This is a genomic window from Mycobacterium sp. NGS58 (assembly GCF_059812385.1).
The window spans coordinates 231,762-257,351 of the sequence record NZ_JCALCO010000004.1 but is presented as its reverse complement, the minus strand read 5'-3'; the positions used below and the strand labels follow the sequence as shown (position 1 = coordinate 257,351).

Below are 25,590 nucleotides of genomic sequence, written 5' to 3'. Positions count from 1 at the left end.
CGCAGCGGTGTTGGCTGCCATGACCTTCCAGCCACCGCTGCCGCACCGCGCTGCTCCACGTTTCTCAGCTGCCGCCGATGGCGCCGGCGACGGTGAAGCGTCCGATGCGGGTTGGCCGCACGAGCTTCCAGCCGATGCGCCAGGTGGCCCGTACTTGCACGGCGTCGCTGGAGAACAGGGCGTGCTCGCTGGTTGCTATCTTGACGGGGCCGACCGCGCTGGCGATGGCTGTCTTGTCGACGACGATGCCGGTTGCCGCTGGTATGAACCGCGAGCGAAAGATCGGCAGGCTCAACAACATCGGCGTGGCGTCTGTGGTTCCGGCGCCCAGCAAGGCGGCGTTGTAGTCGGTGCCGACTTTGAGCTTCCGCGCGGCCGCCCACGACAACGGGTCGAGGATGATTGCGCTTGGCGTGGAGCCGTTATTCTCTAGCTCGGCAACGAGGTCGACCAGGGCGTCCAGGCTGGCAGTTACCGTGCCGCCGTCGATGACGTCGTCGGCGTGCAGCAGCCCGATCAGCGGGTCAGCGTTCTCGCTCAAGTACGACAGGTCGGCCTTGGCGGTCAGATCGCGGGCCACCGACGCGGCGACCGATGCCGCCGTCTGCTCCTGGTTGTACTGCTCGTTGGACAGGTTGACCAGGCGCGAGATCTTCTTGGTCTTGATTTCGACCTCGTCCAAACCTGGCGAGCTGTCGGCGATTTCGGCGCCCTCTGCGACGTACGTCGCGTCCAGGGTGTCGCTGACGTAACCAACATGCAGCGAGGGCTCGTCGCCGTCGATGTCACCGGCCACGAAACTGGTTTGGAGGATGAGGGCGTTGGGCAGAACGTCCTCAGGCGCGAAGGTGTAGACGTCGGGTGACCATGCGGCCCCCGTGGTCGGGGTTGTGGCGATAGCCATGTCGCTCAAGTCCTTTCAAGGAGGGGGAACCATCGGGTGCGTATGCACCGGGCGGCATGTACAGCCGTCGCCGGGTTGCCCTCCAAGGGCTGAGCGTGCGGCGGGGTTCGGCCATACAGCCGGGCAACCGCGCCGCGATGGACATATTACGCCGCGCGCCTAAGACGGCTGTGGCCCGAACGCCTCAACCCACTTGTCGCGCTTGGGCTGGTGCGCCATCGCCCCCGACTGCAGCCCTGCCCGCGGCTTCGTATACACCTGCACGCCGAGCGCCTCCTTGGCCGCCTGGGCGGCGGCCGTCACCTTGGCGGTGTCCGGTGTGCCGTCCTCGGCCAGCAGATCCCCGAGTTTGGCGCCGGATGCCCAAAGCGCCGCGGGCTTCATGCCCATCGTGCCGACGTGGCTGTCGATGGCCGCCCGCTGCATTGCCTCGAGTTGTGCTGCGAGGGCGTCGCGTTCGGCCTCGGCGGTCTGTGCGCGGTGTCGCAGCTTGGCGGCTTCGCGGTTCGGCTTGCCCTCGCCGTCGCCCTCGCCGCTGCCGTCGCCTTCAGGGGCGTCCTCACCGCCGCCGCCCTCATCGGCCGCAGTCTCAGCGTCAGCAGCCGGCGGCCGCAACGCGTCTTCGAACTCGGCGCGCGCGGTGGCTTGAGCAACGGCCTCCAACGCATCGGCGCTGACCTCGGCGTCTTGGCGATCCTCCACGGTAGGCTCGCTGGTTTCGATGGTGCTTTCGGTGTCGCTCATTTCTGGTTCCTTTCGTGTAGTTGCTTACGCAGGGCGTGGAACTCGTCGTCATCTAGGGCGATGAACTTGCCAAGGGTTTGGGCCAGTTCGTCGATTTGAGCTACGGACAGGGTGATCCAGATGGCGCCGATGGGCGGCGGTGCTTCGATGAGCAGACCAACGTCGATGCGGCCTTCGGGGGCCGGCGCGAACATCAGCCGCACAGGCCCGGCCATTCGCACGATGTCAGCTGGCAGGTCACTCAATGCTGTATCTCCCCTCTGTGGTGGTTGTTTATGCGGCCGGCGGGTTTGGGCTGCCCGCCCCGTCGTCGAGCAGCACCGGGCGGTCCTGGCCGCAGGGCGCAAACGCGACAGACCCGCCGCCGGTCATGCACCAGTGCCGCCCTCCGCAGTACGGGCAGCCGTCGAGTTGGACGAGCTGCCGGCCATCACCCAGGCAGCGGGTATGTAATACGTTCGCGCTCTTCATCGTTGGTCCTCAATTGGTTTGGCGCCGAGCCGTTCGGCCAGCAGGTCGAGTGCGGCTTGTTCGCGGTGCCAGCCGCAGGCATCGCCTCGCCGCGCTACTGGTGTGCGGCACGGCCGTCCCGCTTTGGTGCGGCGGCCGCAGCGAAGCGGGGCGAGCCATACTCGGTCCCGCCACCGCGGCGGCAGTGGCCCTAGCTGCTCATGCGGTGCCTGCCGTGTCGCCGGGTCATAGGTGTAGTGGCTATCGCCTAGCCACTCCGCGTTGATCAGGACAAGGTCTGCTGCCCCGTCACCGGTAACGCATGTTGCTGCTTGCCAACCGGGCAAACCCATGTCGCAGCGGCAGCAGCTCCGCGCATTGTCGATATACGTAGTCGTCATGCGCTGGCTTCTCCTGTTTGCTGTGAAGTTGTCTCGCTTGCTCTGCGAACGATGCATGGGATGCACTTGCCGGTGTCGCCTAGCGGGGCTTCGCATTCGGGGCAGACGGTGAGTGTCGTCTTCGGACACGGGCTTTTCATGCCCGGCATGGTGTCTAACTGCGTAGTCGCGCCGTTAGTCAGACCTTGGCGCGACTGTGAATTTCCGCCAGTCGCGCCATTCTGTTTATGCAGGTCGAGCACAGTCGCGCCAGTCGCGCCAAGGTTTTGGGGGACGGGGGTGGGCCTCTGGCCGTTGGCGCCCCTGTGACGGGTCCACCAGGTGATCCGCGGGAAGCCGACGCTTTTGGCCGTCACACTTAACGATTCGGCGGCGCGCTGCAGCGTGCGTTCCTTGATGCCTTCCTTTGCTGCCGCGGCCTTGGCGGACTTCGATGTTGCCGACTTGTCGCTGAGGTAATCGGCCAGCCACATTTCAGCTTCGGTGCGCGCGTCGCATTCCTCATCTGGTGATGGTTCGGCCAATACGCTGTGTGCGGTGTGGGCGCTGGCGCCCTCCCACTGCACACGGGCACAGCCGTGATCGGGTGCGTCCACTAGCCGGTACGCCAGCGACTCAGGGGCCGGCCCGAGGTTGGACTTGACCGACGCGAGCACTCGGCGGTCGGTGTCGTCGGGATCGGCTGCTACTAGCAGCCCTGCGCGGGCCGCGCCGACGATGCCGATTGAACCGCCACCGCGGTAGAGCGGATCGCGGCCCGGCGTCTTGTTCAGGTGCCGCAGCAATAGGACTGTGCAGCCAGTTCGGTCGGCCAGAGCAGACAGCCCAGAAAGCACCCGGCGAATGTCTTGGTCCTTATGGGCGTCGGTTCCGGTGGGCAGATAGGCCATCACGACATCAATCACCAGAAGGCGTGCACCCGTCGTCGTGATCGCCTGCTCCAAGCTCACGATGTCGGCCAGCGTCGGCGGTCGCAGCGTCCGGCTTCCGTCCTCGTTGACGATGGGCACGCCTTCGACCGCGTACACCTTGGTCGCGTTGGCGCCGGCCGCATCGAACCTTGGCCGTACGGTGTCGGCTAGGCCGTCCTCGGCTGACATCACCAGCACGGCGCCGGGGAACGCACATTCCGATCCGTCGGGCCAGACTCCGCCGGTTGTGACGGTTGCGCCGATTTCGTTGCCAAGGGTCGACTTGCCTAGGCCGGGGTCGCCGTCGAGGGTGACCAGCTTGCCTAGTGGGATACGGCGGGGCCATAGCCACGACACCCGTTCGGGCTCCACGTCGGCCAGCCGGATCAGTGCGACGTGATCGGGCGAGTTCACGCGACCAACTCCCATGCCGCAGCGATTGTTTCGGCGGTGTGGCGGGCGTGGCCGCCGCGGCGCCACATCGCCCGCAGCCCTTCACCATTGGGGGCCGGTATTAGGCCGCAGCCGAGGAGGTGCGCGGCGGCGGCGGCGTAGCCCCGGTCGCCTGGCGGCTCGTAGTGCCAGGGATCGGCGCGGCCGCTCTCTAGTACCTCTAGCCGCTGTGCCGCTGCCCGCCGGTCGCGCAGTTGTTGGCAGTAGGCTGCGCTACGCTGGCGGTCAGTAGTTGGTGGTGTGGTAGCCGCTTCTGCGACGGTGGCCGGGCATGGGCTTGCCCGGCCTTCGCCGTCTATAGGCGGGCTCTTGTGCTTCACGCTGCGCCGCCAATCGGCCCGAGTAGCCGGGTGACGCTTTCGCGTTCAATCCTGATGTGGCGCGGCCCAATTCGGTGCGCCGTCAACGTGCCGTCTGCGACGCGGCGGCGAATTGTCGCAGTGGACATGCCGGTGGCTTCGGCCACCTGGCTCATGGTCAGCAAGGCCGGAAGCCCACTCGTGTTGCCGTGCAGCTTATTGCTGCGTCCTGGCGATTGTGTTGCACTCATGGCAACCAACGTTAAATGCCGTGGGGTTGTGGTTGTTTGTGTAATGCGTTGCAAAGCAACACATTTTGTTGCCCCGCCGCACAGAACCCCTGACTGCGGCTAACCCGTTAAGTGTGGGCGACGTGCACGTTTATGGGGTTGCGGCTACGCGACTGCATACACGATTGTGTGCGCTTTGTTGCCTCGGTGTTCTTTCCTTGCAAGGCGATGTCAGGGGGCTTGGTTCGTGGCCAGCGCGGATAGCGCGTCGGCGATTTCGGCGTCGCGGCCGCTGACGATGCCCTGGTAAATCAAGCTGGCGGTGACTGTTGAGTGGCCCAGCCGGCCCATGGTCTCGACGAGGTTGCCGACGCGGGCGGTTTGGGTGCCCGCGAAGTGCCGAAGGTCGTGGATGGCGGGCTGCGGCTTTTTCTTGCCCTCGCGTCCAATGTCCGCGAGCGCGGCCTTGAAATAGCGGCGGAACGTCTTATCGGACAGGTGGCAGCTGCGGTCGGGCTGGAAGATAAGCTCGTCAGCACCTTTGGCGACGTGCGTGGCCAGGTGGTGTAGCAGGGCGGGCCGAATGTGGGGCGGGGTAACGACTTTGCGGCCCTTCTTCGACTTCGGGGTGTCCACGTGGCACTTGCCGTCGCGGTGCACGACGCCACGCTCCACGGTGATGAGCGCACAGTCGGCGCTAAAGTCCTTGCGCCGCAGTTCGGTCACCTCGCCCCACCGCAGCCCACACCAGGCGCTGACCAACACGAGGGCCTTGAATTTCTCGTCTATGGTGTCGGCCAACTGGCCAACCTCGGCAACATCAAGAATCACTGCCTGCTTTTTGCTTGAGGTGCCGCCGGCACCGCTGATTTGTGCGGGGTTGGCAGGGAGGTGCCCGTCAACGACTGCGGTGGCCAGCACGGCGTGCAGCAGCCCGTAGGCGTGCGCGCGGTACGTCGGCTTATCCACCAGCGTGGTCGCGTGCCACTGGCGCACGGCTTGGACGGTGATGTTGCTCAGCGGGATAGCGGCCAGCGTGGTCGGCTTGATGTGTTCCTCGAACAACTTGGTGTAGTGGCTTTTCGTGCGTGGCTTGAGGGGCTGGCCGCCCACGGTACGTTGCTCGATCCATGTGGGCGTGTACTCGGCGAGGGTGATGCCCTTGGCCTGTTTTTCGGCGGCCCGCTGTGCCGGCGGGGTCCACACCTTGAGGTCGATCAGTCGCCGCTCGGCCGCCAGCCAGCCCTCGGCGTCCATCTTGGTCCCGAAGGTGTGCTCGGCTTTATGCCGCGCCTTGTCGGGGCCTATGTAGCTTGCGTGCCACCGCTTCGGTTGTCGGCGGCCGCTTTGGCGTAGCCAGCCCCAGCCGCGGTGTCCCTTCTTGCCCGGCATCCCTCGTCAGCCCCTCCAAAGCGGTGTTATGCGTATGTTATCCGTGTGCTAGATGGTGCCGTGTTGTGCATAGTTATGCAACTAGCGTAGGGTGGGCATCGCAGCAGGTAACAGAGGTATTATGGCTGGTATCGGCTGTGCGGGGCAACTCAACAGGCGGCTAATTCGATCCCAGCCGGGACCACAAGTTCACAGTGTTATTCGTTCGCCGCGTGGCGACACCCTGACAAACGACCGTGCAAACGCAGCAGCCGCGCTCGTGGGCAGGCTTCAAGTCGCCGGACAGACGGCATTGTCTTACCGTTGGTCATGAAATTCAGCAGGGGACTGCTGACGACGGCCCTCGCCGCAGCTGCGATTGGGGCCGCCGGCATCGCGTCGGCACCGCCGGCTTCGGCGGGGTGCTTGGCCATCGATCCGGAGAACACCTATTGCGATGACCCGGTAGCACCAGACGGGACCTGGCGCCGATGCCACCAAAGGTCCCTAATCGTGTACCAGGGCGGCTGGGTGTGGAAGCGGATGCCGCCGACCAACTCTTGTTACCGCGTCGATCCGTCGCAGCCGTGGGCGCCGACGCCGGCAGGACAGCCACAGTTCCACGTCGACGATTAAGGCTCGTCAGTTTGCTGACCATGCCGATTTTCAGGCATGGGATTTCAGAATCGCAAGACTTTGCCGATGCTGAAGGCAGAGACGCCTCATCAATTGAGGTTGACGTGGTGTACCCATGGGGTCGCCGAGAGAAGATCGTCGGCCTATCAGGCCAGTGGTGTGGCCACCTGATTTCGAACATCGGTGAGGAAGCGCCCGCACTCTGCTGCCTCACGAAAGTCAGCCGTGTCGGGCGCGACCCGACCGATGCTACGGAAGAGGTGGGCGAATTCGGCGGTTTGAGTTGTCCATCCACGCTCGGCAAGGTACATGACCGGATCTCGGTGCGCGCCGGAGAAAGTCAGGCTCTGCAAATTCAGGCCAGGGTCAAGCTTGGACCACGCGTCGTGGGAATTGTTCAATAATTCCCCGATGCCCTCGGGTGCTGAATATTGAGATGGTCGGCTGCGATCCGGCTACCGGGCGCGCTCAATTCACCAACCTCGTCGAGGATTTCATCGTGCGCGGCTTGTTGCGGACATATTCGGCAGTGACTACGCGCAGTCGCGCGGGCCCGGCGGATACCGTAAGAGCTACAGTAGCGGCGTTGTGGCGTGGCGCATCCGCGGCGACGCCGACCCGAGAGGAGTCCCGTGACGCAGACACCGCGCAGCACCCCCCGCCCACCCGAAGGCGATTGGCTGGGTACGCCGTACCTGCGATTCGAACGCCAGGGCCCCATCGCGGTCTGCACCATCGACCGGCCGGACGCCCGCAACGCCCTGAGCCCGGCGATGTACTTCGGAATCCGTTACGCGGTGGGACGTCTCAACGAGGACCCCAACCTGGCCGGGCTGGTGCTCACCGGAACCGGCGACGTCTTCGCGCCCGGTGGCGATATGGGCGGCGGAGGAGGCGAGGACAACTGGATCACGTTCGGTTCCGCGCTGGGCATGGACGTCACCCCGTTCGACGCGGTGCGCACCTCGGGCAAGCCCATCGTCTCGGCCGTCAACGGGCTCTGCCAGGGCGGTGGATTCCAGATTGCGTTGTGTAGCGACCTGTCGGTGGTGAGCGATCGGGCGACCTTCCGAGTGCCCGAGTTGTTCCGCGGCTACGCCGACACGTACTACAGCCAGATGCTTGCCCGCGTGATCGGGCCGGTGCGCACCCGCGACCTCATGTTCACCGGTCGGGTGCTCACCGCGGTCGAAGCCCTCGACTGGGGCCTGGTCACCCGGGTGGTTCCGCACGAGGGCCTGCTGGATGCGGCGAAAGACATACTCGCGCAATGCTGTCGGACCGCTCCGCGCGCCCGCGGCGTCATCAAGTCCAGCATCGACAGCTATCTGGGCCTCTATGACCGCATCGGCATGACCGCCAGCCTGTCCGACGCTGAGGCCATCGAAGGGTTCCGCTCGTTCAAGGAACGCCGCTCACCCGACTGGGTGCACCCGGAACTGCGCGTCGACGGACGCCTGTAGGACGCTCAATCACTCAGGAGTCGCGCGCGGGCGTAGTCGATCTGGGCGAAGGCGTAGGCCGCTGCGGCCGAGCTGGTCATGTTGACGCCCACGTCGGCCAACGCTTGGTAGCGGTCGTCGCCAAGCACCTCGCACAGGTGGATGACAGCGCTGTTCACCTCCGGAAAAGTCGTACGCGTAAAAGGGGTTTGGGCAAACCCACTGATAGTGGCGGCTTCCTCGTGGTGCCCGAGCCGGTCGAGAGCCTGGACGAGGAGGGCCAACGGGCTGGCCATGATCGAGAAACTTCCGGAGTCGTAGAGATTGCGAATCGCCAGGTGAAGAGAGTCCAGCTCTTCGAGGGGCTCGCCGTGGGCTGCCGCCAATCTCGCGAGGCTAACGGCCACGATCGACTCGTCGCGTCGGTTGCCGCTCGTGCGAGCAATTTCCAGCCCACGGCGAAGCGCATCATAAGCCGCGGCGGGGTCGGCATCGCTGAAGGCAAATCCGTAGCTGGCGAACCCATAACTGGCCATGTGCGGATTCTCGAATGCGCCGGCGGCGGCCAGTAGACCCTCGGACTCCTCGATAGCCTCGTCGTACCGGCCGATGAACACTAACGCCATCACAAGATTTGCCTGAGCATGCGGACGATGCTTAGGCCTGCGCTGCAACACTTCTCGGCAAAGGTCAACCCACTGCTCGTGATGACCGGTCATGATGTATCCGCCGCCGACCCAGCATTCGGCATCGTAAGGCACCGGATCGAAGCGCCCGCTGGCGACCGCCGCGCGACTGGCGTCCGCATAGCCGTGAGACTGTTCGACCCGACCGGCCGCGTAACACTGGCTCGCCATGACGTAGAGCTGTGCAAGCCGCGGATGCTCGGCCGCCGCGGCAGCCTCGATGAGTTCCTCGGCCCACGCCGTAGGCTCGTGCTGCTCGACCCAGAAGCCGAGGATCGTCGCGTAAATCGCTATGGCGCAGGCACAGTCGAGATCACCCCGGTCGGCCGCCCACCGAAACGCGGCACGCAGATTCGCCAACTCCCGGTTGAACCAAGCGTAGGCGTGGCCCTGCTGCGGGCTGTCCCACAGCGCCAAGATGTCGGACTCGCGGCCTGCGAAATATCGGGCGTGAGCGGTCCGAACCTCATCGATCTCGTCGCGGGCCGCAAGTTGCTCTTCGCCGAATTGGCGGATCGTCTCCAGCATCGAAAACCGGGTTCGCGACGATGTCTTGTCGGCAACTACCAGCGACTTGCGCACCAGGCCGTCCAGTAAGTCCACGGTAGCAAGCTCGTCTGCGGATCCGGCGATGAAACGGGCTCCATCGAGGTCGAACCCACCGGCGAACACCGAACACTTTGCCAACAAGGACTTTTCGGTGTCGGTCAGCAAGTCGTAGGACCACTGCACCGCGTGGCGCAACGTCTGATGGCGCTCGGACCCGCGGCCCGGGCCGACAAGCAGCCGGAACCTATCGTCGAGCCGGTCGCGCAGTTCGCTCACGGTCATCGAGATCACCCGCGATGCGGCCAGCTCGATCGCCAGCGGAATGCCGTCGAGCCGCCGGCAGATTTCGATGACGGCGTCAGCCTGTTGCGGCGTGGTGAGGTCCGTTTCGGAGGCGAGCGCTGTGGCGCGCTGGACGAACAACTCCACGGCGCTGGAGTCCACGCCACGCTGGATGTCCAATGACGGGACGGGCCATAGTTGTTCGTCCGCAAGCCGCAGGCCCTGCCGGCTGGTGGCAAGGATGCGCACAGTCGCCGAGCGGGACAGGATCGATTCGATGATGTCGGCCGCCGCGTCGACGACGTGTTCGCAATTGTCGAACACGAGCATGCGCGACCGGCCCTCCAGGGCGGCGGCCACGCTCTCGGCCACGCTCATGCCCTGCTGCTGAGTGATGCCCAGAACCGCGGCGACGGCGTCGGGAACGGCGGCCGGATCACCGACGGCCGCCAGCTCGACCACCCATACCCCGTCGGGAAAGTTGCTCGCGCTATTCGCTGCGACCTCCATGGCCAACCGCGTCTTGCCCACGCCCCCAACGCCGGTCAGCGTCACCAGCCGGTGACGGCCGAGCGCCTGCTGCACCTCGACCAGTGCCGCCGCACGCCCCACGAAACTTGTGGTCTGGCGGCGCAAGTTGCCCACCGCGGGGTCTGCGGTTTTCAAGGGCGGGAAATCGGCGCGAAGGCCATCGGCCCGTACCTGAGCGATCTGCACCGGTTTGGCGAGATCCCGCAACCGCCGTGACCCCAAATCCTCGAGCTCGACGCCGCTCACCAGACCCGCCGTAACGTCGTCGAGCAGAATTTGGCCACCATGGCCGCACGCCATGACTCTCGCCGCCCGGTTGAGCACGGAGCCGAAATAGTCACCGTCGCGGTGCTCGGCCTCGCCGGTGGCCATCCCCATCCGCACCGGTAGCTCCAATGCGCGTTGGGCGGCCACCGCGGCGTCCACCGCGTCGCGCGGTGACTCGAACGCCGCGCACACGCCGTCACCCGTGTGCTTGAACAACCGGCCCCGATGACGTTCCACTGCCTCACGCAGCGCCCGGTCATGATTCTCCAGCGCCGCGCGCATCGCCGGCGCGTCGGCTTCCCAGCGTCGAGTCGACCCCTCTATATCGGTGAACAAGAACGTGACGACTCCCGACGGCAGGGCAGCCTTCGTATCGTGGGCCATCGAGCCCCTATCCTCGTTTCCGCGCGTCAGCGTTGTTTGCTCGGCGTATGTGATGGTAGGCCCAGGCGCCGGGCGCATGACGCCTAAACGTGGACTTTCAGGCGCGATCGCCGGTAGGCGAAGTCTCACCGTGGGGCGCAACCTTTGGCACTTCCGCGCCCGGCAGTTCGGCCGCCACGTCCACGCGAGTCCTCATATGCCGCGCGCCCTGTCGCGCCAAAAGGGTTCCCGCAACTGAGCTTTCAGGATCTTGCCGCTCGCGTTGCGGGGTAGTTCGGGCAGGAAGTCGACGGTGCGCGGGCATTTGAAGCCGGCCAGGTGCTGTCGGCAGAACTCGATGATGTCTTTCGCGTCGACGTCTTTGTCGGCCACCACGATCGCCTTGACCGATTCGCCCCAGAAGTCGTCGGGCACACCGATCACCGCGGCGTCCTCGACGGCGGGATGCTCGATGAGCACGCTCTCCACCTCGGGGCCGTACACGTTCTCGCCGCCGGTGATGATCATGTCCTTGATGCGGTCTTCGATGTAGACATAACCGTCGGTGTCCAGGCGCCCGATGTCGCCGGTGCGCACCCAGTCGTCGGCGGTGATGGTTTCGGCGGTCGCCTCCGGGCGGTTGAGATAGCCGGTCATGTTCTGGTTGCTGCGCACCCACACCTCGCCGGATTCTCCTGGCGGTAACGTGCTTCCGGTCTCGGGATCGACGACGCGAATCTCGCAGCCCAACACCGCCTTTCCCGCCGCCAGCTGCAGCTCGGGCCGCCCGGCATCGCGGTGATCGTCGTCGGACAGCGCGGTGACCGCGCCGCACAGTTCCGTCTGCCCGTACACCTGCACGAATCTCGTGTCGGGCCAGGTGGACAGCGCGCGATACAGCAACGGCAGCGGCATCGGTGCGGCGCCGTACACGATGTAACGCAGGCCGGCGATGGCCGCGGTCGCCGCCTCACCCGCGTCCAGGAACCGGGCGATCACCGGCGGGACGAAGAACGCGTGGGTGGCCCCGGCGCGCACAGCGCCGATCAGCGTGGCGGCGTCGGGTTCGCGGGTCATCAAGGTCGGTGCGCCGGAGCGGATCCCGAACAGCGCGTAGCCGATTCCTCCGACGTGGAACAGCGGCATGGCCACCAGGTTCGCGTCGCCCTCCGCGAACGGGAACGCCGGGGCCAGGTTCGATGCGTGATTGACCAGTGCACGTTGACTGAGCAGCACGCCCTTGGGGCGTCCGGTGGTACCGGAGCTGTAGATCACCAACGCCGTCTCGTTTTCGTCGACGCCCGGATCGGGTCGCGTCGGTGCCGCCGCGGCGAGCAGTGATTCGTACTCGTCGCCGATCTCGATGATGCGGTTCACGCCCGGTACCTGTTCGGCCGCCGCCTCGGCCGCGCCACGCAGCTCGGCGCCGACCAGCAGCACGCGGGCACCGCTGTCGGCCAGGACGTGGACGAGTTCGTCGCCGATCACCCGCCAGTTGACGACGGTGGTAACAACGCCGATGGAGGCCCCGGCGATGAGCACTTCGAGGCAGGCGGGGTGGTTTTTGTCCAGGAAGGCCACGCAGTCTCCCGGTTCGAGGCCCGCGGCGCGGAGCGCCCCGGCCGCGCGACGAATCCGCGAGCTCCACTCGGTCCAGGACCACTGGCGTTCGCCGAACCGAATGGCGATCGCGTCGGGCCGACGCTGCGCGTGGCTTTCGACGATGCCGGCCAGCGTCTCCGCCCTGCCGGTCGTCGTGTCGGCTGGTGGCATTAACCCCTCCGCGTTCGGTTTGTTCCAGTTTGTAATACGCGGTCGGTTCCACGCACGCGACGCCGACCCCCGACCGCGCAGGTGGCTAACGCCTCACTCCATGGAGCCGATCATCATTCCGCCGTCGCCGGCGGCCTGGGTGGTCGCGCTGCTGTCCTGCCGAAAGTCGATGAACGCCGATCGGCCGTTCGAGGTGTTCAACAGCTCGGTGAAGGTGCCGATCACCGGAATCGCGCCCTGCGGGTGCACCACCGTCGCGGTGTAGTTGACGGAGGCTTCCTGCTGAAAGTTGACGCCGGGCAGCGGCTTGGTGTGCGGCGGGTTCAGCCGGTTCACATCGGTCAGGATGGCCGAGGCGCCGCTGGTGAATTGGTCGATGTCGGCCTGCAGGAGCCCGGCGGCATCGGTGCCGCCCGCCGGCTTGACCGTGATCCGCAGCTGCGCGCTGGTGTCGGCGTTGTTCAGCGCCACCCAGTTCGGCCCGCGGTTTCCGACCGTCCAACCGGGTGCGGGGGTGACCGAGACGCCCTGCGCGATGGCGATCGCGTCGCCGGAGGCCAGCGCCACCGCCGCGGTGCGTTCGGCCCGGTTGGCGGAGCAGGCCAGGACGACCACGGCGATCACGGCGGCCGCGCTCAACGACGGTGCCCGCCTGCCGGCCCGGCGGGAAGGTGTTTGAGACTGAGTGACTGACATCATTCTTCCTAAGGCCGTCGGGCGCTGCGACATTCGCCCGTGGGCATATCGTCCTCCAGCGGCGGCGGTAATGTCCAAGGTGGGTTCGATGGCGCGTGTAAAGCCAAGGGCGCGAACCGTTTCGATGTGAAATCCGACATCTGGACACCTGTTACCGGGTGGTGTGTCACCATGACGGGGCCGACCGCCCGACCAGACCAAGGATCCGACATGGTGAACCCCGAGCGCGCCCGTTCCCGCACCTTCGTCGTGACCGGCGCCGCGTCGGGAATCGGGCTGGCCACCGCGCGGCGACTCTTGGCCGAGGGCGGCAGCGTGGTCGGCGCCGACCTGGCCGCCCCGCCCGACGACCTGGGCCCGAGGTTCACCTTCGTGCCCGCCGACGTGACCGACGAAGCCGCCATCGACAAGGTGCTGGCCGCCCTGCCGGGCCGCCTCGACGGCCTCTTCCACGCCGCCGGTGTCGCCGGGGGAGGCCCGGTGCACCTGCTCGACCGCACCGAATGGGACCGGGTGATCGGCATCAACCTCACCGGCACCTTCCTGGTGGCCAAGGCCGCCCTGGCCAGGATGATCGAACAACCCCGGGCCGACGGTGAACGGGGCTCGATCGTGACGGTCGCCAGCGTCGAGGGTCTCGAGGGCACCGCGGGCGGCAGCTCGTACAACGCGGCCAAGGGCGGCGTCGTGCTGCTCACGAAGAACATCGCGCTCGACTACGGGCCCAGCGGCATCCGGGCCAATGTCATCTGCCCCGGCTTCATCGAAACGCCCATGGCGCGCAGCGTGTTCAGCATCCCTGGGATGGAGGGCCCGCTGGCCTCCATCACCAAGGAACACGCCCTGCGGCGGCTGGGGCAGCCCGAAGAGATCGCCGCCATGGCCGCCTTTCTGCTGTCTCCCGACGCCTCGTTCGTCAGCGGCCAGGCGCTCGCCGTCGACGGCGGTTACACGGCCGGCCGTGATCACGGTGTCGTCGAACTCTTCGGCTTTCCCGACTGATCCAACTAAGATTCGTCCATGAGCGGTGGACTTACTCCTGACGAGGCGATCGAGGCGATCCGGGGCGCCGGGGGAGCCCAGCCCGGGTGCCGCGCCCTGCACGCCAAGGGCACCCTGTATCGCGGCACCTTCACCGCGACCCCCGACGCGCGCATGCTCTCGCGCGCAGAGCATCTCGACGGCTCGGCCGTGCCTGCGCTGATCCGCTTCTCCAACGGCTCCGGCAACCCCCAGCAGCGCGACGGCGCACCCGGAGTCCGCGGCATGGCGGTGAAGTTCACCCTCCCCGACGGCTCCACCACCGACGTCTCGGCGCAGACCGCCCGGCTGTTCGTCTCCAGCACACCGGACGGCTTCATCGATCTGCTCAAGGCGATGCGGCCGGGCCTCACGACGCCGCTGCGCCTGGCCAAACACCTGCTCTTCCATCCGGGGCTGCTCGGCGCGCTGCCCATCCTGCGGGAGGCGAACCGCATCCCGTCCAGCTACGCCACCACCGAGTACCACGGTTTGCACGCCTTCCGCTGGATCGCCGCCGACGGCAGCGCCAGATTCGTTCGCTATCACCTGGTTCCGACCGCATCCGAGGAATACCTGTCGGGTTCGGACGTCGGCGAGAAGGAGCGGGACTTCCTGACCGATGAGCTCAAGCGGCGGCTGGACGGGGAGCCGGTGCGGTTCGACTTCCGGGTGCAGATCGCCGGGCCCACCGATTCGACGGTGGACCCGTCGGCGGCCTGGCAGAGCACACAGATCGTCACCGTCGGCACGCTGGCGATCACCGGCCTGGACACCGAGCGGGAGCACGGCGGCGACATCGTGGTGTTCGACCCGATGCGCGTCACCGATGGCATCGAGCCCTCCGACGATCCGGTACTGCACTTCCGGACGCTGGCCTATTCGGCCTCGGTCAAGCTGCGAACCGGCGTGGAACGCGGCGCCGAAGCCCCGCCGGCCTGACCGGGGATCGTCCGGGGCGACCGTCGCGTCGCACCGAAATCCGCGACACGCTAAGGTTTTTCTTCGGTGTCGCCCTTTCAGATGTTCCTCATATGCCTGGCCGGGCTAGGCGCTGGTGCGATCAACGCGCTGGTCGGGTCCGGCACCCTGATCACCTTCCCGACCCTGGTGGCGCTCGGCTATCCGCCGGTGACGGCCACTATGTCGAACGCGACGGGCCTGGTCGCCGGCAGCCTCTCGGGCACCTGGGGCTATCGCGCCGAGCTGCGTGGTCAATGGGATCGGCTGCGGTGGCAGCTCCCGGCATCGCTGGCCGGCGCGGTGGTGGGCGCCTATCTGCTGCTGCATCTGCCCGAGAAGGTGTTCGCGGAGATCGTGCCGGTGTTGCTGGTCCTGGCACTCGTGCTGGTGGTGATCGGGCCGCGGATCCAGGCGTGGACGACCCGGCGCGCAGTGGGGGCACGCCCCCAGAGGGAGGGACCCCCACCCGCTTGCGCGGGAGAGGCGGGACGATCACCCGAACACGTCAGCCCGCGCCGAATGGCAACGTTGGTATTCGGCACATTCGCCGTCGGCGTATACGGCGGCTATTTCACCGCGGCGCAAGGCATCCTGTTGGTCGGCCTGATGGGCGCCCTGCTGCCGGAGTCGGTGCAGCGGATGAACGCGGCCAAAAACCTGTTGGCCCTGGTGGTGAATGTGGTTGCCGCCGTTGCCTATACGGCGGTGGCATTCGACCGCATCAGCTGGCCGGCCGCCGGCCTGATCGCGGCGGGCTCGCTGATCGGCGGACTGCTCGGGGCGCGTTACGGACGCCGGTTGTCGGGCAACGCGCTGCGTGCCGTCATCGTGGTGGTGGGTCTGATCGGGCTGTATCGCCTGCTCGCCGTGGCCTGACGAGAGGCCAGGTGCGGCAACGGGATTGACCCGCTGAAGGCATGCGTCAGCTGAGCGTGGCCGTAGCGGCTTCGGCGATGACGTCGCGCGCCTCGCCGCGTTTGCGCCATGCGCGTAGCTGACGCATCGCCCCGTTACCGTCGGAGACGATGCGATCGAGTTCGCCGATGACCCGGTCATACTCGCCTAGAGAGTCCAGCGCGGGGCGCACCCGCCGCACCAGCGCCTTCAATTGCTCGGCCGCCGGTACCGCACCGCGGCCGTGGATCAGATCCAAAGTGCTGCCGGACAATCCGTCGTGCGCGGCCTTCCAGTATGCGGCGCGTAGCGCACCGGGTGGCAGCCGCCGGGCGTCATCGGGTGAGTCGAGCGCGGTCATCACCGCGGCCCTGATCAGCGTGGCAAGCAGCACGGTCTCGGCGACGGTGGCCGGCACGTCGGCGACCCGGACCTCCACCGTCGGGAAATCCGCCGAAGGGCGTACGTCCCAATAGATCATGTCCTTGTCCAGGATCACCCCGGTGTCGACCAACATGCGCACCGCGTCGTCGTAATCCTCGGGTGAAGCGAAGAATGGGGGCGCTCCAGCGGCGGGCCAGCGCCGCCACAGCACGCTGCGCCAGCTCGCGTAGCTGCTGTCCGCGTTGCGGTACACCCGCGAATTCGCGGACAGCGCAAGGAAAGACGGCAGCCACGGCCGCAGCCAATTGCTGACGTGAATGGCGGCTGCGCGGTCGGGCACCTGCACATGCACGTGGCATCCGCAGATGCCCTGCTCGTGTGCGACCATTCCGAACTCTTCGCCGATCTTGCGGTAGCGCGGGGTATCGGTGACGGGAAATTCGTGCGGTGTCGTCGGCGGGAGCCCGCAGGCCAGCAGCAGGACGCCTGCGGCCTCGGCGGCCTGCGCCGCGGTGCGCCGCAGCCGGCCCAACTCCTCGCCGAGTTCGGCGCTGGTGGGGGCGACCTGCGAGGTGGTCTCCACCTGGCAACTGCTCAGCTCGAGCTGCAGCTTGACGCCTCGCCGCTCGGCCGCCGCGGCGACCGCGGCGTTCTGCGGGGCGGGCTCGCCGGTTTGTGGGTCGACGAGGAGGAATTCTTCCTCGGCACCAAACGTGGGATGGTCGTCCATGAGCCGGTTACGGCCCGAGGCACTACCAGCGGGCGACCGCCGACAGGGCGGAGTCAACGGTCGGGTAGGTCGGCAGGACGCTGCCGAGACCGCAAGCGTCGACAATGCGCGCGACGATCGGTGCTGAGCTCACCAGGCGTAGATCGATGCCGCGTTTCCGGCAGCTCTTGGCCTCGTCGGCCAGCGCCTCGAACGCGCAGCAGCCCATGAAGTCGAGACCGGTGACGTCGACCACGAAGTGGCCGGGCGCGGTGACGCCGCTGGCCGCCTCGGCCACCAAATGGCGCCAGGTGTCCTCGTTGCAGGCGTCGACCTCGCCCCCGGCATAGATCACCACGGACGGGCCGCTGCGATCAGCGGTCGCCCGCAGCGTGGAGTTGGGGTCGCCGAGTTCGTAGACGAGTCGTGTGCTGAGCGTCAAATGACTGGTGGGCATCGCTTCAACGACAAAATTCATGGTGGTGGACCCCCTGATCGACAGGCGCCGAAACGCCCCGATGGATGCCCGTCCTAATGTCTGAAGACAGACCGTTCGCCTACTGGAATCTCTTTTCTATAACGATACAGGGCGGTATGTCTACCGGCGGGGGTCTAAGAGTGCGTTAAGTCCTGTGTGAAAAACACCCGTGGAAAGCAACCCACCGCGTTGCCTCGCGCACGTTTCTGACCTCGGCGTTTGAGTCGTTCAGCCGCTGGCGTGGCAGCGTGAGAACGGCCTGGTGCTGGCCGCGCCGAAGCGCAGCGTTCTGGATCCGCGCTGTTGATCGACGAACGTCGGCCGCCTGTGCCGGCCAACGACCCCGGTGCGGCCGTGTACTCAGACGTGGTCGGATGCGCCTGCGCCGGTCTTGCGGTAATGCTCGGCCTCCAATTCCGCGATCATTCGGGATGTGCGTTCCCGCAACAGGATCGCGGCAGCCAGTCCGCCCACGACGGCGACCACCAGGCCGATCCAGGAGAAGCGTTCCAGCCAGCGTTCGGCTGCGATTCCGGCGTAATACACCAGCGCGGTCGTACCGCCCGCCCAGCAGACGGCGCCCGACACGTTGGCGGCCAGGAACCGGGGATAGTGCATCTTCAGCGCCCCCGCCAGCGGGCCGGCCAAGATGCGTAGGAGCGCGATGAACCGGCCGAGGAAGACGGCGCGAACACCCCAGCGATTGAACAGCTTTTCGGCAAGCGCGACGTGGCCGGGACCGAAATGTTTCGGGAAGCGCCGGCCGAGCCGGTCGAAGAGCGGCATGCCGAATCGGCGTCCGATCGCGTAACCGATCGAATCGCCGATCACCGCGCCAATCACAGCGGCGACACCGACCCCGAGCGGATTGACGGCCAGGTCATGGTGCGACGACATCAGCGCCGCGGTGACCAGCACGATCTCGCCCGGCAGGGGGATGCCCAGGCTCTCGATCCCCACCACGCCGCCGACCACCAGATAGACCGTGATCGGCGGAATCGAGTGCAGCAGGGGCTCCAAATTCATGGGTCAAGGATGCCTGACCGACCGCGGATCCGGGACGGTGCGCTTGAATTCGCTCGGGGTGGCCAGCCCCTCCAGGCGCGGACGTTTGGGCTCGCGCCCGTCGTACGACGACAGGCCGCGCAGCCGGCGCCAGATCCACGGGAAGAAGCTCTCCCGCGTCCAGCGCAGCTGCTCGTACGTGCCGGCCGCGAAGGAACGCTGGGTGGGAGTGAGGCCGCAGAGTGCCCAATCATGGTTGGTGTCAGGCAAATTGAGCGCCTCGGCGGCCGCGGCGGCGAACAGCATGTGGCCCTTGCTCGAAGCGTGCACCCGATCGATGGCCCAGGTGTCCAACTCGCGCATCGAGGGCGCGTTGTACAAGTCGACCAGCCGGAAGCCGTAACGATCGGCCGCCGCGCTGATGACCCCGTTGATGCGGGTGAGCCGCCCCGCCACCAGCCGTCCGAGCGGGAGGAACTGGGCGACGTTCGGGAAGGTCGTCGTCACCACCGTCGCGCCCGAATCGGCCAGCGCGGCGTAGATGTGCTCCAGGTCTGCCAACGCGGGGGTAAAGGATCGTCCGGGCTGGATGACGTCGTTCATCCCTGCGCAGACGGTGATCAGATCGGGCCTCATCGCCAGTGCCTGCGGGAGCTGCTCGGCGAGCACGTGGCTGATCCGCTTTCCGCGGATCGCGAGGTTGGCGTATTGCAGGCCGGGATAGACCGACTCGACCATCACCGCGAGCCGGTCGGCGAACCCGAGCAGGCCGACGGTGTCGTCACCGTCCCACAGGCCCTCGGTCTGGCTGTCACCGATGGCGACGTAACGGCGGTATCCAGCGTGAATAGCCCCGCTCACGATGCCGAGAATAACCGAAGCCACGCCCATTACTGGTTACCGTGGATCCATGCCACACAAGCGTCAGCCGGATGCCGAGGACGCCGCGGTGGTGCCCGGCGACGATTCGCTTGCGCCTCAGTATCCGATCGAGTCGGTCGACAACGCGCTCAAGCTGTTGCTGCTGTTGGGTGAACGGCCCCAGATCCGCTTGAGCGAGGCGACCCGTTATCTGGGCGTGGCGTCGTCGACCGCGCATCGGTTGCTGGCGATGCTGGCTTATCGCGGCTTCGTTCGCCAGGACCCGGTGTCCAAGGCGTACCTACCCGGTCCGTCGCTGACCGGGGTGGCGTTCGCGATCTTCGGCCGCATCGACATTGCGCGGTCCGCCGCTCCCGTCATGCGCGGACTCAGCGAACAACTGCGTGAAACCGTGCACATCGGCATGCTGGACGGGTCCAGCGTCCGCTTCGTCGCCGCCGTCGAGGGGCCGGCCGCCGTGCGGGTGGCGTCACGGCTGGGCCGCGCCTTGCCGGCCCATTGCACCTCCACGGGCAAGGTCATGCTGGCTCAATTGCCGCAACCGGAATTGCGTGCGTTGTTTCCGCGCGAGCAGCTGAAGCGCATCACCTCGCACTCGATCGGCAGCCGAACCGAGTTGGAGGCCGAGCTTGCCCGCATCCGCGAGCGCGGCTACGCCACCAATCGGGAGGAGAGCGAGGAAGGCGTCGCCTCGGTCGCCGTGCCGATTCCGACGCGCGCGCCAGGGCTTCGGCTCGCGCTCAACGCCGCCGCGCCGCAGAATCGGCTGGAGTCCTCCCGGTATCCCGCGGTGGCCGCCGCACTTGTCGCGGCCGCCAAGGAGATTGGCGATCAGCTCGGCTAGAGTTCGCCAAGCCGTGCCACCTCGTGGCGCCAGGCCGCCTCGGCGGTGAACCCAGACCCCAAGTCCGGCAGGTCATCCCAATCCGCGTCATCGATATCACGCAGCGTGCCGCCGGCCGCGGCCACCCGCAATGACATCCGCGCCAGCGCCTCGAGGCTGATCGCCTGCAGCACCGCCTGCGGCACCGTGGCTGCGGCGCTGGTGATGCCGTGTCCGCGGCAAATCACCACCGGCCGGTCGCGCATCGCCGCCACCATCTCCTTACCCAGCCGCGAATTCCGGATCAGCACAGCGCGTTCGTAGACGGGAACACCGCCGCGCGCCAGCCAGGCGCCGGGAATGTCATAGGCGCCGTAGATGGACCGGATCGTGATTCCGGCCAGATCGGCGGCGACCACGTCCGGTGGATGCAGGTGCGCGACGGCGACATGTCCGGGGTCGGCCAGCATCGTCTCGACGTGGATCGGCAGTTCGTTGGGCACGCGATACCCGTCGAGTTCCCCCGGGGCACCGGCGGTGCCGTCGAAGGCGACCAGCCGGATATCGCTGGGCCGGGTGAATGCCACCCCGGTGTCGGTGTCGCTTCGACAGCGCACCAGCAGGCGCCCGTCGCCGACCCGCAGGCTCAGGTGGCCGAGGATGCCGTCGACCAGGCCGCGGGCCGCCGCGACGCGGCAACCCTGCGCCACCAGAGCTCGCTGTTGATCCAGGTCCGTCATCGCGGCGCGCCCAATCCGAATCCGCCGTCGGGCCGCACGGTTTCGCCGGTGATTCCGCGGGACCGCTGGGACGCGAGGAACACGTAACTCCACGCGTGATCCTCGCCGGTGAGCGCGACGTGCAGGGGCGTGCGCGCGGTGACGTCGCGCGTCCGGTCCGGGCTGTCGTCCAGGCGGGTTTCACCCAGCCCCAGGCTGGACAGGCCGCGCAGGTCGGTGTTGAGCGTGCCGCCGGGCGCCACGCCGTTGACCCGGATGTCCGGGGCCAGTTCGTGGGCCAACGCCGAGACCAGCCCGCGCACCGCGAATTTCGAGGACACGTAGAGCACGCCACCGCGTCCGGGATAGAACGATGATGCGGACTCGGTCAGCACTATCGAGGAACCGCTCGCGCTTCGCAGCGCCGGGATCGCCGCCTTGACCGACTGCAGATGGCTGAGCACGTTGGTGCGAAACATCTCGTCGAACGCGTCGGGTAAGGAGTCGGCGTCGATGTCGACCACCCCCCGGTAGAAGTCGAAGACCCCGACGCAGTTGACCAGGGTGTCCAGTCCGCCGAAGGCGTCCACCGCTGCGGCCACGGCGCGGTCGTTGGCCTCGCGGGTGGTGGCGTCGCCCTCGACCACCGGCACCGCAGGGAGCTGTTGCCGCAACGCATCACACTTGTGTGGATCGCGTTCCAGCACAGCGGTGTTCGCACCCTCAGCGCCGAAGGCCGCCACCACGGCACGACCGATCCCGGAACCGGCGCCCACCACCAGCGCGCGCTTGCCCTCCAGCCAGCCGGTCACGGCTGGAGTTCGCTCTCATCGGGCAGCAGGGGCGCATGGGAGTTGCCGACCATGGCGGCCAGCGTACGGGGGTTCTGCCATGTCAATGCCTCGACCTCGAGCGCGTCCAGGGTGATCCACTGCCCGGATCTGGGCGCGCTGATCAGCAGGCGCGATCCGTTGCGGGTGTCGACCCGGCGCACCACGACCTCGGTGAATTCGTTTGCCACGCTGATGGGTTCGCCGATCGCGCCGTCGAGCAGCCGCTGTAGTTCGTCGTTCATAGGAACACCGCCAGGTTCTGCATCCGTAGCACCGACTCGTCGGCAATGATCGTGCGGCGGGCGAGCTTCCAGCGGTCGTCGCACCGGCGCAACACGTCCTCGCGTCCGCATGACATCAGGGCGCTGTCGTTGACATCGCCCCGGCTGCGGAACAGCAACTCGGCCGATTCGACCACCAGGTGGATGTCGTCGTCGCCGGCGAAGGTGCGCACGTTGGTGATGAAATGACGCAGTCGCGACGGCGGGTCCTCGGCCCAGACGTGCTCGGTGCCCATCCGCGCCACCCGCTGGGACAGCGAGTATTTGTCCTCGTCGAAATGGTCCATGCCCGGTGAGGTGTCGAACCCGGCGCCACGCGCGGTCGTGACACGCACCGGCATGGCGTAGCGGACATCGTCGGTCAGCGTGTCCAGCCACGCCTCATACCGCTGGGCGTCCAGCAGGTATGCCTCGTCAACCAGGAATTGGTGTGCGTCGAGATGCCGATTGTCGTTGAACGGCAGCGGCTTTCTCATGCGGGCACCCGTTGCAGATAGTCGGCCCACATGTTAAGCAGCGCTCGCTGGTTGTGCTCGTTGTAGCCGACCTGGGCGCGTCCCGGTCCGTGGAAAGCGCTGGGCGGCAACGCTTCGATGACGGGACGGTCGTCGGCGAGCAGGCCCATCCGGCTGTTCAGCAGCAGCCGTCGCGCCATCGAACCGCCCGCGGTGGTGGTGAGCGACACCCAATTCTCCACGTCGTCTTGTTCGAACATGCCGGAGGACCCGAAGCACATCAAGTACGCCTTGTACGAGTCTTGTTTGTACTGCGCGGGAGCCGCGGAGTCCACCGCGAACCACGAGCACACTTCGGTTTCGCTCTCGCTGATCGGCTGCCACAGCCGAATGGAGATGAACGGCAGCACCTCGTCTTGGTGGCCGTCGCGCACCTTGGGCCAGTTGTGCACGAAGCTGAGGTTGGGAAAGCACGTCGCGGCAGAGATCATGAACCCGTCCTCGCCGACGACCCGCTGCTGTTGCGGTGTCCAGGAGTCTTTGATTCTGCCGATCATCTCGTCGGGATAGCCGACGTAGCGCATCCGTTCGTCGAAGTCGCCCGGCGGGAGCTTGTAGGTGGTTCCGCCGCCGCGGTGCGCCCAATAGGTGGCGCCGTCCTTGCGCTTCTGGGCTTTCGGTTCGCGGAAGAGCCCGATGTCGACGATCGACGCATGGGTGTGCGGGGTGTGATACATGTCCCCGGCGAAGTTCTCGGCACCGATCTTCCAGTTCGCCTTGATCCGCCAGCGCTGCGGCCCCCGCACCTCGACACCGCCGGCGCTCTGCTTGGTGTAGTAGTCCAGATAGAACTTGAAGTCACCGAGGAAATCTTCCAGCGGCTCGGCGCCCGCGTCCATGCTGATGAACAGCAGGCCGTTGTAGCTCCCGAATTTCGGTGCGGGCAACAGGGTTTGGCCCTTGGGGAAGCCCTCGTTGCCGCCGTAGGCCTCGCGGTGGAACGGCAACCCGGTGAGCCGGCCGTCGTTGCGGTAGGTCCAGCCGTGATAGGGGCAGCGGAAATTGGAGGCGTTTCCCATCTCTGCGCGACACACCTGCATTCCGCGATGCAGGCACATGTTGAACAGGGCCCGCACGGTGCCCTGGGAGTCGCGGGTGATGATGAACGAGTCGTCGAGCACGCGACGCACCACGTAGTCGCCGTCCTGCGGGATCTCGGACTCGTGTCCCACGAAGGTCCACGCCCGGCTGAACAGCCGTTGCTTCTCCAACGCGAACAGCTCGGAGTCGTTGTAGATGTGCGCGGGGATCATCCCCCGGCGCACGTTCTCGAAAACTCCGACCAGCTCGCTGCGACAGTGTGCCATGGCCCCTCTGCGATCTCTCTGTCTTACAGAAATACTCTCCGCTCAGTAGAATCCCGCACTCGGCGGCGCCGGTCAATCACCTGGCAGTCGGACCACCAGGTTTCTCCAAGAATGCTTGGTGCTAATTCACAGGTTGCACACAATTACACGGCGCAAGCGCGCGGCTACGGTGGGTCACGGCGCCCGCGCCTTATCCGTGGGCGCGGAGTGAACAAGGGGTAAATAGTTAGTTTTGCGGTAATTAACCGCCGTTATCCGCTGATCTGAGGAAGGAACTGGTGCCATGGTGGGTCGGCCACGAGGGGGTCGATTGCAGCAGGTCGGATCCAAGGTTCTGGCCGTTATCGGGCGCCAGGAATGGCTTGACCGGCCGAGCTATCGCTTCGAACACGTGCTCAGCTTCGCCTACAACGGGCTCGGCGGCGCCCGCAACACCGTCGCCAACGCGCTCAACGGCGTCTGGCTAGGCCACCCGGTGCACCCGCCGCTGGCGTCACTGACCAGTGGCGCCCTCGGGACGACCGTGGCACTCGACGCGCTCAGCCTGCTGCCGGGCCAGCCCACGTCCGCGGTCGTCGACGCATCGCGATTCGCGTCCCGCTCGCTCGGGCTGGGCATCCTGGCGAGCCTCGGCTCGGCCGTCACCGGCGTCACCGACTGGCAGCACACCCACGAGGAGGACCGCCGGATCGGCGCGGTGCACGGCCTGGTGAACGCGGCTGCGACCGCGCTCTACATGCAGTCCTGGTGGGACCGGCGCAAGGGTCGCCACGGTCGCGGCATCGCGCTCACCGCCCTCGGCTACGGCATCACGGTCGCCGGCAGCTACCTCGGTGGGGCGCTGGTCTTCGAATCCGGGATCGGCATTGATCAGTCCGGTCCACGACTGCGCACCTCGACCTGGACGCCGGTGCTGCCGGCGAGTTCGTTGAACGGCAAGCCGGTACGCGTGGAGGTCGACGGGGTGGGCCTGGTGGTCTGCCAGACCAAGCCCGGTGAGGTCGCGGCGTACGGCGAGTTCTGTCCGCACCTGGCGGCGCCGATGTCCGACGGTTGGATGGACCGCGGCCGGCTGGTCTGCCCGTGGCACGGTTCATGGTTCGCCGCGGAGTCCGGGGAGGTTGTGCGCGGCCCGGCAGCAGCGCCGCTGCCGTGCTACGAGGCCCGATTGGTCGACGGAGTGGTCGAAGTCCGCGGCGAGCGGCAGCACGCTCCGGGCGGCGCGGCAGGAATCGCAAAAGGAGGAGCCAATTGAACGCCTACGACGTGCTCAAGGAACACCACATCGTGATCAAGGGGCTGGGCCGCAAGATCAGCGATGCGCCGGTGAATTCCGAAGAGCGGCATGAGCTTTTCGACGACCTGCTGATCGAGCTCGACATCCACTTCCGCATCGAGGACGACCTGTACTACCCGGCGCTCAAAGATGCCAGCAAGCTGATCGCGGTCGCCCATGCCGAGCATCGTCAAGTGGTCGACCAGCTTTCGGTGCTGTTGCGGACCCCGCAGAGCTCTCCGGGCTACGAGGACGAGTGGAACTCCTTCAAGACGGTGCTCGAAGCCCACGCCGACGAGGAGGAACGCGACATGATTCCCGCCCCGCCGGAGGTGCAGATCACCGACGAGGAGCTCGAAGAGCTGGGCAACAAGATGGCCGCGAGGATGGAGCAATACCGCGGCTCGGCAACCTACAGGATGCGGACCAAGGGGCGGGCGGCGCTGGTGCGGTCTCTCTGAGCGCGACGACACCGCCCGCTTGCCGGATTCGGCGGGCCACCGAGAGTAGCGT

At 66.7% G+C, this 25,590-nt stretch carries 28 protein-coding genes; 9 read left to right on the top strand and 19 right to left on the bottom strand.

Annotated features, from left to right (window positions below; translation table 11 throughout):
- Positions 1-64 precede the first annotated feature (64 nt).
- The 7 genes from AC5Y4H_RS06500 to AC5Y4H_RS06470 all read right to left on the bottom strand — a co-directional run bounded on the left by AC5Y4H_RS06500 (position 65) and on the right by AC5Y4H_RS06470 (position 5,784).
- Positions 65-904, bottom strand: coding sequence for a phage major capsid protein (locus tag AC5Y4H_RS06500; protein WP_499979550.1), 840 nt, complete (start codon positions 902-904; stop codon positions 65-67).
- A gap of 159 nt (positions 905-1,063) precedes the next feature.
- Positions 1,064-1,648: a hypothetical protein gene (locus AC5Y4H_RS06495; protein WP_499979547.1), complete on the bottom strand. Its 585-nt coding sequence runs from the start codon at positions 1,646-1,648 to the stop codon at positions 1,064-1,066.
- On the bottom strand, positions 1,645-1,863 hold the full coding sequence (locus tag AC5Y4H_RS06490) for a hypothetical protein (protein WP_499979546.1): 219 nt from the start codon (positions 1,861-1,863) through the stop codon (positions 1,645-1,647). Before AC5Y4H_RS06490 ends, AC5Y4H_RS06495 begins: the two co-directional genes overlap by 4 nt.
- Positions 1,864-1,921: 58 nt before the next feature.
- On the bottom strand, positions 1,922-2,119 hold the full coding sequence (locus tag AC5Y4H_RS06485; RefSeq protein WP_499979545.1) for a hypothetical protein: 198 nt from the start codon (positions 2,117-2,119) through the stop codon (positions 1,922-1,924).
- Between the two features lie 376 nt (positions 2,120-2,495).
- Positions 2,496-3,839 (bottom strand): AAA family ATPase, encoded by a 1,344-nt coding sequence (locus AC5Y4H_RS06480; RefSeq protein WP_499979544.1) that lies wholly within the window; start codon positions 3,837-3,839, stop codon positions 2,496-2,498.
- 340 nt (positions 3,840-4,179) lie between these two features.
- A complete protein-coding gene (locus tag AC5Y4H_RS06475) occupies positions 4,180-4,413 on the bottom strand; it encodes a helix-turn-helix transcriptional regulator (protein WP_499979541.1) in 234 nt (77 codons plus the stop codon).
- 210 nt (positions 4,414-4,623) lie between these two features.
- The gene (locus AC5Y4H_RS06470; protein WP_499979538.1) at positions 4,624-5,784 is read right to left on the bottom strand and encodes a tyrosine-type recombinase/integrase; all 1,161 of its coding nucleotides are present in this window, start codon (positions 5,782-5,784) and stop codon (positions 4,624-4,626) included.
- A 309-nt stretch (positions 5,785-6,093) separates the two neighbouring features.
- Between AC5Y4H_RS06470 and AC5Y4H_RS06465 the strand changes: the two genes are divergently transcribed.
- From AC5Y4H_RS06465 to AC5Y4H_RS06455, 3 genes are all read left to right on the top strand, one after another.
- Positions 6,094-6,399, top strand: a complete 306-nt coding sequence (locus tag AC5Y4H_RS06465; RefSeq protein ID WP_499979536.1) for a CDGP domain-containing protein — start codon at positions 6,094-6,096, stop codon at positions 6,397-6,399.
- 11 nt (positions 6,400-6,410) lie between these two features.
- Positions 6,411-6,803: a hypothetical protein gene (locus AC5Y4H_RS06460; protein WP_499979534.1), complete on the top strand. Its 393-nt coding sequence runs from the start codon at positions 6,411-6,413 to the stop codon at positions 6,801-6,803.
- Positions 6,804-7,031: 228 nt separating this feature from the next.
- A complete protein-coding gene (locus tag AC5Y4H_RS06455) occupies positions 7,032-7,862 on the top strand; it encodes an enoyl-CoA hydratase/isomerase family protein (RefSeq protein WP_499979532.1) in 831 nt (276 codons plus the stop codon).
- 5 nt (positions 7,863-7,867) lie between these two features.
- Here AC5Y4H_RS06455 and AC5Y4H_RS06450 read toward each other — a convergent pair whose 3' ends face one another.
- From AC5Y4H_RS06450 to AC5Y4H_RS06440, 3 genes are all read right to left on the bottom strand, one after another.
- Positions 7,868-10,540, bottom strand: coding sequence for an ATP-binding protein (locus tag AC5Y4H_RS06450; protein WP_499979530.1), 2,673 nt, complete (start codon positions 10,538-10,540; stop codon positions 7,868-7,870).
- A 192-nt stretch (positions 10,541-10,732) separates the two neighbouring features.
- A complete protein-coding gene (locus tag AC5Y4H_RS06445) occupies positions 10,733-12,292 on the bottom strand; it encodes a long-chain-fatty-acid--CoA ligase (protein WP_499979526.1) in 1,560 nt (519 codons plus the stop codon).
- A gap of 93 nt (positions 12,293-12,385) precedes the next feature.
- On the bottom strand, positions 12,386-12,859 hold the full coding sequence (locus AC5Y4H_RS06440; protein WP_499979601.1) for a hypothetical protein: 474 nt from the start codon (positions 12,857-12,859) through the stop codon (positions 12,386-12,388).
- 339 nt (positions 12,860-13,198) lie between these two features.
- Between AC5Y4H_RS06440 and AC5Y4H_RS06435 the strand changes: the two genes are divergently transcribed.
- The 3 genes from AC5Y4H_RS06435 (at position 13,199) to AC5Y4H_RS06425 (ending at position 15,847) form a co-directional block, all read left to right on the top strand.
- Positions 13,199-13,990: an SDR family NAD(P)-dependent oxidoreductase gene (locus AC5Y4H_RS06435; protein WP_499979524.1), complete on the top strand. Its 792-nt coding sequence runs from the start codon at positions 13,199-13,201 to the stop codon at positions 13,988-13,990.
- A gap of 18 nt (positions 13,991-14,008) precedes the next feature.
- Entirely contained in the window at positions 14,009-14,950 is a 942-nt protein-coding gene (locus AC5Y4H_RS06430) for a catalase family peroxidase (protein WP_499979523.1), read from the top strand.
- Positions 14,951-15,031: 81 nt separating this feature from the next.
- The gene (locus AC5Y4H_RS06425; protein ID WP_499979599.1) at positions 15,032-15,847 is read left to right on the top strand and encodes a sulfite exporter TauE/SafE family protein; all 816 of its coding nucleotides are present in this window, start codon (positions 15,032-15,034) and stop codon (positions 15,845-15,847) included.
- Positions 15,848-15,893: 46 nt separating this feature from the next.
- Here the strand turns inward: AC5Y4H_RS06425 and AC5Y4H_RS06420 are convergent, their stop codons facing one another.
- The 4 genes from AC5Y4H_RS06420 to AC5Y4H_RS06405 form a co-directional block, all read right to left on the bottom strand.
- Entirely contained in the window at positions 15,894-16,979 is a 1,086-nt protein-coding gene (locus AC5Y4H_RS06420; protein WP_499979522.1) for a glutamate--cysteine ligase, read from the bottom strand.
- A 22-nt stretch (positions 16,980-17,001) separates the two neighbouring features.
- Positions 17,002-17,415 (bottom strand): anti-sigma factor antagonist, encoded by a 414-nt coding sequence (locus AC5Y4H_RS06415; RefSeq protein WP_499979521.1) that lies wholly within the window; start codon positions 17,413-17,415, stop codon positions 17,002-17,004.
- Between the two features lie 381 nt (positions 17,416-17,796).
- Positions 17,797-18,462 (bottom strand): DedA family protein, encoded by a 666-nt coding sequence (locus tag AC5Y4H_RS06410; protein WP_499979520.1) that lies wholly within the window; start codon positions 18,460-18,462, stop codon positions 17,797-17,799.
- A gap of 3 nt (positions 18,463-18,465) precedes the next feature.
- Positions 18,466-19,302 (bottom strand): SGNH/GDSL hydrolase family protein, encoded by an 837-nt coding sequence (locus AC5Y4H_RS06405; RefSeq protein WP_499979518.1) that lies wholly within the window; start codon positions 19,300-19,302, stop codon positions 18,466-18,468.
- A 49-nt stretch (positions 19,303-19,351) separates the two neighbouring features.
- Between AC5Y4H_RS06405 and AC5Y4H_RS06400 the strand changes: the two genes are divergently transcribed.
- Positions 19,352-20,167 carry an IclR family transcriptional regulator gene (locus AC5Y4H_RS06400; RefSeq protein ID WP_499979517.1) on the top strand — a complete coding sequence of 272 codons (816 nt, stop codon included), beginning with the start codon at positions 19,352-19,354 and terminating at the stop codon, positions 20,165-20,167.
- Here the strand turns inward: AC5Y4H_RS06400 and phtC are convergent.
- The 5 genes from phtC to AC5Y4H_RS06375 are packed head-to-tail and all read right to left on the bottom strand — an operon-like array spanning position 20,164 to position 23,801.
- Positions 20,164-20,886, bottom strand: a complete 723-nt coding sequence (phtC, locus tag AC5Y4H_RS06395; RefSeq protein WP_499979516.1) for a 3,4-dihydroxyphthalate decarboxylase — start codon at positions 20,884-20,886, stop codon at positions 20,164-20,166. The two genes, AC5Y4H_RS06400 and phtC, sit on opposite strands and share 4 nt — an antisense overlap.
- Positions 20,883-21,677 carry a 3-(cis-5,6-dihydroxycyclohexa-1,3-dien-1-yl)propanoate dehydrogenase gene (gene hcaB, locus AC5Y4H_RS06390; protein WP_499979513.1) on the bottom strand — a complete coding sequence of 265 codons (795 nt, stop codon included), beginning with the start codon at positions 21,675-21,677 and terminating at the stop codon, positions 20,883-20,885. Before hcaB ends, phtC begins: the two co-directional genes overlap by 4 nt.
- The gene (locus AC5Y4H_RS06385) at positions 21,674-21,940 is read right to left on the bottom strand and encodes a dihydrodiol dehydrogenase (protein ID WP_499979511.1); all 267 of its coding nucleotides are present in this window, start codon (positions 21,938-21,940) and stop codon (positions 21,674-21,676) included. Before AC5Y4H_RS06385 ends, hcaB begins: the two co-directional genes overlap by 4 nt.
- On the bottom strand, positions 21,937-22,455 hold the full coding sequence (locus tag AC5Y4H_RS06380; RefSeq protein ID WP_499979510.1) for a 3-phenylpropionate/cinnamic acid dioxygenase subunit beta: 519 nt from the start codon (positions 22,453-22,455) through the stop codon (positions 21,937-21,939). Before AC5Y4H_RS06380 ends, AC5Y4H_RS06385 begins: the two co-directional genes overlap by 4 nt.
- The gene (locus AC5Y4H_RS06375; protein WP_499979509.1) at positions 22,452-23,801 is read right to left on the bottom strand and encodes an aromatic ring-hydroxylating dioxygenase subunit alpha; all 1,350 of its coding nucleotides are present in this window, start codon (positions 23,799-23,801) and stop codon (positions 22,452-22,454) included. The genes AC5Y4H_RS06380 and AC5Y4H_RS06375 overlap by 4 nt, the downstream gene beginning before the upstream one ends.
- A gap of 283 nt (positions 23,802-24,084) precedes the next feature.
- Between AC5Y4H_RS06375 and AC5Y4H_RS06370 the strand changes: the two genes are divergently transcribed.
- Both AC5Y4H_RS06370 and AC5Y4H_RS06365 read left to right on the top strand, forming a co-directional pair.
- Positions 24,085-25,056 (top strand): Rieske (2Fe-2S) protein, encoded by a 972-nt coding sequence (locus tag AC5Y4H_RS06370; RefSeq protein WP_499979508.1) that lies wholly within the window; start codon positions 24,085-24,087, stop codon positions 25,054-25,056.
- On the top strand, positions 25,053-25,538 hold the full coding sequence (locus tag AC5Y4H_RS06365; RefSeq protein ID WP_499979507.1) for a hemerythrin domain-containing protein: 486 nt from the start codon (positions 25,053-25,055) through the stop codon (positions 25,536-25,538). Before AC5Y4H_RS06370 ends, AC5Y4H_RS06365 begins: the two co-directional genes overlap by 4 nt.
- Positions 25,539-25,590 lie beyond the last annotated feature (52 nt).

What these genes read in the sequence shown, in the direction of transcription:
- AC5Y4H_RS06450 (WP_499979530.1), bottom strand. Translation starts at nt 10,540, where the DNA reads ATGGCCCACGATACGAAGGCTGCCCTGCCGTCGGGAGTCGTCACGTTC.
- AC5Y4H_RS06380 (WP_499979510.1), bottom strand. Translation starts at nt 22,455, where the DNA reads ATGAGAAAGCCGCTGCCGTTCAACGACAATCGGCATCTCGACGCACAC.
- AC5Y4H_RS06410 (WP_499979520.1), bottom strand. Translation starts at nt 18,462, where the DNA reads ATGAATTTGGAGCCCCTGCTGCACTCGATTCCGCCGATCACGGTCTAT.
- AC5Y4H_RS06375 (WP_499979509.1), bottom strand. Translation starts at nt 23,801, where the DNA reads ATGGCACACTGTCGCAGCGAGCTGGTCGGAGTTTTCGAGAACGTGCGC.
- AC5Y4H_RS06485 (WP_499979545.1), bottom strand. Translation starts at nt 2,119, where the DNA reads ATGAAGAGCGCGAACGTATTACATACCCGCTGCCTGGGTGATGGCCGG.
- AC5Y4H_RS06420 (WP_499979522.1), bottom strand. Translation starts at nt 16,979, where the DNA reads ATGGACGACCATCCCACGTTTGGTGCCGAGGAAGAATTCCTCCTCGTC.
- AC5Y4H_RS06400 (WP_499979517.1), top strand. Translation starts at nt 19,352, where the DNA reads ATGCCACACAAGCGTCAGCCGGATGCCGAGGACGCCGCGGTGGTGCCC.
- AC5Y4H_RS06370 (WP_499979508.1), top strand. Translation starts at nt 24,085, where the DNA reads ATGGTGGGTCGGCCACGAGGGGGTCGATTGCAGCAGGTCGGATCCAAG.
- phtC (WP_499979516.1), bottom strand. Translation starts at nt 20,886, where the DNA reads ATGACGGACCTGGATCAACAGCGAGCTCTGGTGGCGCAGGGTTGCCGC.
- AC5Y4H_RS06445 (WP_499979526.1), bottom strand. Translation starts at nt 12,292, where the DNA reads ATGCCACCAGCCGACACGACGACCGGCAGGGCGGAGACGCTGGCCGGC.
- AC5Y4H_RS06475 (WP_499979541.1), bottom strand. Translation starts at nt 4,413, where the DNA reads ATGAGTGCAACACAATCGCCAGGACGCAGCAATAAGCTGCACGGCAAC.
- AC5Y4H_RS06425 (WP_499979599.1), top strand. Translation starts at nt 15,032, where the DNA reads ATGTTCCTCATATGCCTGGCCGGGCTAGGCGCTGGTGCGATCAACGCG.
- AC5Y4H_RS06435 (WP_499979524.1), top strand. Translation starts at nt 13,199, where the DNA reads ATGGTGAACCCCGAGCGCGCCCGTTCCCGCACCTTCGTCGTGACCGGC.
- AC5Y4H_RS06500 (WP_499979550.1), bottom strand. Translation starts at nt 904, where the DNA reads ATGGCTATCGCCACAACCCCGACCACGGGGGCCGCATGGTCACCCGAC.
- AC5Y4H_RS06415 (WP_499979521.1), bottom strand. Translation starts at nt 17,415, where the DNA reads ATGCCCACCAGTCATTTGACGCTCAGCACACGACTCGTCTACGAACTC.
- AC5Y4H_RS06490 (WP_499979546.1), bottom strand. Translation starts at nt 1,863, where the DNA reads ATGGCCGGGCCTGTGCGGCTGATGTTCGCGCCGGCCCCCGAAGGCCGC.
- AC5Y4H_RS06470 (WP_499979538.1), bottom strand. Translation starts at nt 5,784, where the DNA reads ATGCCGGGCAAGAAGGGACACCGCGGCTGGGGCTGGCTACGCCAAAGC.
- AC5Y4H_RS06480 (WP_499979544.1), bottom strand. Translation starts at nt 3,839, where the DNA reads ATGGGAGTTGGTCGCGTGAACTCGCCCGATCACGTCGCACTGATCCGG.
- AC5Y4H_RS06465 (WP_499979536.1), top strand. Translation starts at nt 6,094, where the DNA reads ATGAAATTCAGCAGGGGACTGCTGACGACGGCCCTCGCCGCAGCTGCG.
- AC5Y4H_RS06385 (WP_499979511.1), bottom strand. Translation starts at nt 21,940, where the DNA reads ATGAACGACGAACTACAGCGGCTGCTCGACGGCGCGATCGGCGAACCC.
- AC5Y4H_RS06495 (WP_499979547.1), bottom strand. Translation starts at nt 1,648, where the DNA reads ATGAGCGACACCGAAAGCACCATCGAAACCAGCGAGCCTACCGTGGAG.
- AC5Y4H_RS06430 (WP_499979523.1), top strand. Translation starts at nt 14,009, where the DNA reads ATGAGCGGTGGACTTACTCCTGACGAGGCGATCGAGGCGATCCGGGGC.